Origin of the sequence: Photorhabdus sp. CRCIA-P01 (assembly GCF_003545805.1) — a bacterium.
Classification (GTDB): domain Bacteria; phylum Pseudomonadota; class Gammaproteobacteria; order Enterobacterales; family Enterobacteriaceae; genus Photorhabdus; species Photorhabdus antumapuensis.
Genome location: NZ_NMQR01000131.1, coordinates 1 through 2404 on the forward strand (window position 1 = coordinate 1; position 2404 = coordinate 2404).

Here is a 2404-nt window from a genome sequence, read left to right on the forward strand (position 1 = left end):
GTTCGTTGCCTTTAGATGTGGAGCGGGCTGCCACGGCAATAAGAAAGCATTGGTCAGTGGAAAATGAGCTACACTGGGTTTTAGACGTCATCTTTCGGGAAGATGCTATCTCGCTTAAAGATCCTGATGGTGCAGCACAAATGGCTCTTTTTAATCGAATAGCATTAAATGTGATTAAACAAAATACGAGTATAAAAGATAGTCAAGCAGCGAAACGTCGAAGAGCGACTTGGTCAGGAGAATTTCGTAGCCAGCTTCTCTTTGATTAAATTAAATACAAAGTGGAATCCCGCCCTGTTTCAACGTCGGACTGATTACTTTCAATGATATCTAAAAGATAATGTGATTCATGTTCATTAGCTCCAATCACTTTAAGACAGAGGCATTAAGCGAATATAAAACGCCCCCTTTTAATAATCCAAAATACTTTTTTAAATACCGAGATTCTACTGTACTGTATTTTGTACCGAATTTTGTCCATCAACACTGGCATGAACTCCATAGTTATAGCGGCCCGCATTTAAAATATGGCGGGCTTGCATTTATCCGCTTTTTTAGCCCACATTCACACACTGAACCTTAAGTATTAAGCCTCTCGAAAATGCTCTCCAACCCATTATTTTTATTGGATTTTCCTTGGGGCAACTTCAACGCATTTTTGGCGAGATATTTCAGGGCCCAATCCAGATGGTGTTCTATTTCCGATCCGACATGATGAATAATCGCGCCCAATATCGGGAGAGCATAAAAATCTGTGGTCACCCTCGTTTTTGCAACACTCATTTTGATGAATTTTAGGCTTGCTTAAATCTATCCGGCGTCATTATAGGCAAGGATGCCCGCGCCCCAATGAGTTCCGCGCCTAATGCGCCTAAAAAAACCGTTCGGCTTCAAAGAGCCATTTTTATGCTTAGGTTCATCATCAGGCCGTTCATGTCATCAATAATCAGTCTTCGCAAAACCAGATGGGTAATCGGTTTAAATCAACGATAACGTGGCTGTTTAGGGGCACTTTATCGTTATCTTTCAAACACGGTTTGTCGTGTTGTTATGGCCCAGGCTATACGCGCTAACTTGTTGGCGAGCGCACAGGCCACAATATTCGAATGTTTTCGTTTAAGTTGAATTCTGACCCAATCCGCTAATCGCCCTGATTGGTGATCAATACGCTGTATAAAAACACGGGCGCATTGGACTAATAGTTGCCGGAGCTTCTTGTCTGCCCGTTTGCTGATACCCAGCAGGGTATTCTTTCCTCCCGTGCTGTATTGACGAGGAACCAGGCCTGTTGAAGCGGCAAAATCCCGGCTTCGGGCATATTGCTTTCCATCACCCAGCTGAGAGGATAACATACTGGCCGTGATGGGGCCGATACCCGGAATAGTCATCAGCCGTTGCCCCGTATCATCACATCGCAGTGCTTGCGCTAACTCATGCTCATGCTCAGTTATCTGTTCAACCCGATAGAGATAATGGGTATGCAAGCGCATAAGTAACTGAGTTAAATAAGGCGGAAGTTCATTCTCGGCGAGCACGGGGGAAAGCCGTTTTATCACCGCTACTCCGGTCGGCATACTGATACCAAATTCCAGTAAAAAAGCCTGCATTTGGTTGGTCGTTTTAACCTTATCTCTGACCCGTGACTCCCTGACCCGATGTAATACACGCATAGCCTGCTGAGCTTCCGTTCTGGGTCGGACAAAACGCATGGAAGGACGTGAGGCCGCTTCGCAGATGGCTTCCGCATCAATAAAATCATTTTTATTACTTTTAACGAAAGGCCGGACAAACTGCGGTGAAATTAATTTAGCTTCATGGCCTAAATCATTTATTCGTCTTGCCATAAAATGCGCGCCGGCACAAGCCTCCATCACCACGGTTGCAGAAGGACATCCGGCTAAAAACTCCATTAACTTGGTTCGGGTAAATTTTTTACGGAGAAGGGCGTTACCTGATTTATCCTGGCAGTGGAGATGAAAGGTATGTTTGCCGAGATCGATACCGATAAGTGTCATGTTATTCATGGCGATGGCCTCATGTAAAAGAAATCACCTTGTCAAAATACGCCTACAGGGTGAGGGTGACCATCCCATTAACCCCACAGATTTTATGCTCTATATGAACGCATCCCGTTTGCAAGACAAAAATTACTCTGACATCGACGGTAGGTTGCAGCTCTATATCCGTACATGAACTCCCGCTTATGTGCAAGATAAGTTCGTTGAATGACGATCATAACTGCGTTCGTACATTCGGCTTCTGTGTTTGCAGGTTATTTTCTGCTGAGCCATGATGGATATATGCACACCTGCTCCTTATCGGCCTTCAGACCTTTATTCATTCTTGGTCGTCGGATATATCAGGTTTTGCAGGTGTCGGTTTGACCGATCTCCCATCTCACTTT

Annotated in this window: 2 protein-coding genes; one reads left to right on the top strand and one right to left on the bottom strand. The window is 44.6% G+C overall.

Going from position 1 to position 2404, the window contains the following annotated elements; all coding sequences use genetic code 11:
- On the top strand, nucleotides 1-269 hold a 269-nt coding region (locus D3222_RS24175; protein WP_118986978.1), incomplete at its 5' end, for an ISAs1 family transposase.
- 750 nt (nucleotides 270-1019) lie between these two features.
- Here D3222_RS24175 and D3222_RS24185 read toward each other — a convergent pair.
- Complete coding sequence (locus tag D3222_RS24185) at nucleotides 1020-2024, bottom strand: IS110 family transposase (protein ID WP_118988316.1); 1005 nt, start codon at nucleotides 2022-2024, stop codon at nucleotides 1020-1022.
- Nucleotides 2025-2404 lie beyond the last annotated feature (380 nt).

Excerpts from the sequence above, each read along its gene's own strand:
- D3222_RS24185 (WP_118988316.1), bottom strand. The coding sequence starts at position 2,024 with ATGAATAACATGACACTTATCGGTATCGATCTCGGCAAACATACCTTT.